Annotated in this window: 3 protein-coding genes and 1 pseudogene; 1 reads left to right on the forward strand and 3 read right to left on the reverse strand. The window is 60.8% G+C overall.

What is annotated here, in order from left to right; genetic code table 11:
- Positions 1-206: hypothetical protein (locus V7050_RS20695; RefSeq protein WP_324411235.1), on the forward strand; the 206-nt coding region annotated here is incomplete at its 5' end.
- A gap of 119 nt (positions 207-325) precedes the next feature.
- Here the strand turns inward: V7050_RS20695 and V7050_RS20700 are convergent.
- The 3 genes and pseudogenes from V7050_RS20700 to V7050_RS20710 form a co-directional block, all read right to left on the reverse strand.
- Positions 326-1,477, reverse strand: coding sequence for a tyrosine-type recombinase/integrase (locus tag V7050_RS20700; RefSeq protein ID WP_299480952.1), 1,152 nt, complete (start codon positions 1,475-1,477; stop codon positions 326-328).
- Positions 1,467-1,727: a hypothetical protein gene (locus tag V7050_RS20705; RefSeq protein ID WP_299480955.1), complete on the reverse strand. Its 261-nt coding sequence runs from the start codon at positions 1,725-1,727 to the stop codon at positions 1,467-1,469. The genes V7050_RS20700 and V7050_RS20705 overlap by 11 nt, the downstream gene beginning before the upstream one ends.
- Positions 1,724-1,946, reverse strand: a pseudogene (locus tag V7050_RS20710) (hypothetical protein); the annotation flags it as partial. The gene V7050_RS20705 and the pseudogene V7050_RS20710, both read right to left, overlap by 4 nt.

Below are 1,946 nucleotides of genomic sequence, written 5' to 3' on the forward strand. Positions count from 1 at the left end.
TCGACAACATAGAGGATCGCCTCAAGGCATCCGAGCAGGTGATCAAGGACATCGAGCCGCTTGCCCGCGACTTTGGTGCCGTGAGAGATAAGTCGAAGACGGTCCTTGCCGTGATCATTGCGGGCTGGACGCTCCTCGGCGGCTTCCTGATGTGGATCGGAAACAGCGTTCTGGAATGGGCGATCCAGCGCATCAGCGGGTCTTAATGGTGGGGCGGCCGGGCTAAAAAACCTTGAAGATCAGTAGAAAGAGAATGTCCCACCGGCTTTTTAGCCGCTTGATTTTCCGGGAAAATGGCGGTCCTCTTCTGGGCACCATCCGTTTCTTATGTATTTGATTTTATTGCCTTTTTGGCGATTTTTGTCCCACTTTCCAGCAACCCTTTTTGCGGTGGGACAGTTTCGTCCGTTTTTTGTTCTGGCACGAGTTTGCGAATCGCCTCGCCCGCAAGGCGCTTTCGATCCGCCTTCTTCGTGTAGAGCGTGGTTTGCTTCTTCGTCGTCCAGCCGAAGATTGCCATAAGCTGACTATCAGTCGCCCCATTGTCGGCGGCGATGGTCGCGCCCGCCTTTCTCAATCCGTGCATCGAGCACTGGGGCAAGCCGGCCTGATCGCACCATTGGCGCATCTTGTTGCCGAGGCCGTTCACCGTGAACGGACGGCCGAGGTCGGTGATAAGGAACGTCAGGTCTCCGGTCTCGGTAGCCTCGATCGTCGCCTGAAGTTCGGCCAGCACGGGAATCTCCACAACGACGCCAGATGATTTCCCGGTCTTTCCGGGGCGCACATAAAGCCATCCGTCGCGGATATGCTGCTTGCCCAAGGTCGCAAGATCGGACAGGCGCAGGCCGGTAAAGAGGCCGAGATGCAGCGCGAGCCGGGCCTTGCTCCCCTGCGGATGCCGCTCCTCGTATTGCCTCACCTCGTCGACGGTCCATGCGTGGAAACCGTCGCCGGAGTGAAGGTGCTCGATCCCGATCGCGGGATTGCGGTCGGCAAGGCCGACGCTGATCGCCCATCCGAACATGGCGGAAACGGTCTTCACCACGTTATTCTGCGCGCCTGCGGTATCGCGAATCGTGTCCCGAATTTCGAGGACGTGCTTGCGCTCCATCAGCTTATAGGGGAGATCGCCCCGGCGCTTCTTTCCGCTTTCGCATATTTCCTCGAGGAGACGAACGCGCCGCGCAAGCTGGTCAGGGTTGAGCCTATTCTTCGCCCGCTGCTTGTATTGCTGGACGAGCCAGTGAAAGCTATTTTCCTTGGCCGCCGCGCCGGGCTTTCGCGGCGCGGGCGCGGTCTTCTTCTCGTAGGGGATTCCGATTCGGGCGCAGGCGACCTCATCGTCAAACGCTTTCGTTCCGGGTTGCTCCCGAAGCCTGATCTTCGGACGGCCGGGCGCGCGGAAGTAGAGCCGGACATTCTTGTGCCGGTCCCGATCGACTGTAACTCCCTTGGGTAGCTTCTTAGGCATCATCCCAAGGATTCCCTTCCCCGGCGGCAACGTCAACAGCTTGCGATCGGTGAGGCAGATTCCGGAAGGCGGCGGCCACCTCGGCAACGTCCCACACCCGGCGGCCGTAGATCATTCTCGCATCGGGCATGAGGCCGTCGAAGACCAGTCGGTCGAAGAGCGTCGCACTCACGCCGATCAGGGCGGCGGCCTGCTCTCGGTTGATTCCTACGGGTGCCAGGTTCTCGGGCAGAATTGCGGTTGCTCGCCTCATGGCTTGCCCCTCCCGCCTGCCAGATTCAGACTCTCAAGCAGGTTGTGGCTGTCGGCCCATGACGCATGGCCGGTCCACGCCGCAAGGAACTGATCGAGCCGCTCGTGCTCGCCGGCGGCCCGATAGGCCCTGATCTTCCGCCGGGCGCGCACGACGCTGTCCCTGCGCAGGAGCTTGTGCGTCGTCCAGATGCGATAGCCGACGAAGTTGACGCCCCGG

Source organism: Amaricoccus sp., assembly GCF_036846665.1.
Lineage (GTDB): Bacteria > Pseudomonadota > Alphaproteobacteria > Rhodobacterales > Rhodobacteraceae > Amaricoccus.

Excerpts from the sequence above, each read along its gene's own strand:
- V7050_RS20705 (WP_299480955.1), bottom strand. The coding sequence starts at position 1,727 with ATGAGGCGAGCAACCGCAATTCTGCCCGAGAACCTGGCACCCGTAGGA.
- V7050_RS20700 (WP_299480952.1), bottom strand. The coding sequence starts at position 1,477 with ATGATGCCTAAGAAGCTACCCAAGGGAGTTACAGTCGATCGGGACCGG.